At 62.1% G+C, this 575-nt stretch carries 1 pseudogene; it reads left to right on the forward strand.

What is annotated here, in order from left to right:
- Window positions 1-575: pseudogene (locus HX786_RS30865) on the forward strand (type IV secretion protein Rhs); the annotation flags it as partial.

A 575-nucleotide genomic window follows, 5' to 3' on the forward strand; every position in this document is an offset into this window, starting at 1 on the left:
GACTATCAGGTGCAGCGGGAGCCGGGCTGGGTCACCGAACAGAACGTTGTTTCCTACACGTACGACGATGCCTGGCGGTTGGTTGAGGCGACCAACGCTGTCGGCGAAAGCGAGCGTTATCGGTACGACGATCAGCAGGTGATCCTGGAGCGGGAACTGGCCGGTGGGGCGAGTTTCTTCTGGGAGTGGGAACGGTCCGGCAAGGCGGCGCGATGTGTCCGGCACTGGGCCAGCTTTTCGCAGATGGACACGCGGTATGTGTGGGATGACAACGGCACGGTCACCGTGCACAACGCCGATGGCAGCCAGGAAGTCTACGTACACGACCAGCGCGCACGGCTGGTGCAGCGGATCGATCCGGACGGCGCGCAGCACTTCAAATCCTACGATGAAAAAGGCCGGCTGACGGTCGAGCAGGATCCGCTGGGGGCGGTGACGGCCTATCAGTACGACGAAGCCGGTCGGTTGATTGCGCTGTTTCCCGGTGACGATGCACCCACCTCCTACGAGCATGACAACGGTTTCGTACGGGTTGTGCGCCGTGGTGACGCGGTGTGGAAATACCAGCGTAACGA

This window comes from Pseudomonas sp. 21615526 (genome assembly GCF_013386245.1).
In the GTDB taxonomy this organism is placed as follows: Bacteria; Pseudomonadota; Gammaproteobacteria; order Pseudomonadales; family Pseudomonadaceae; genus Aquipseudomonas.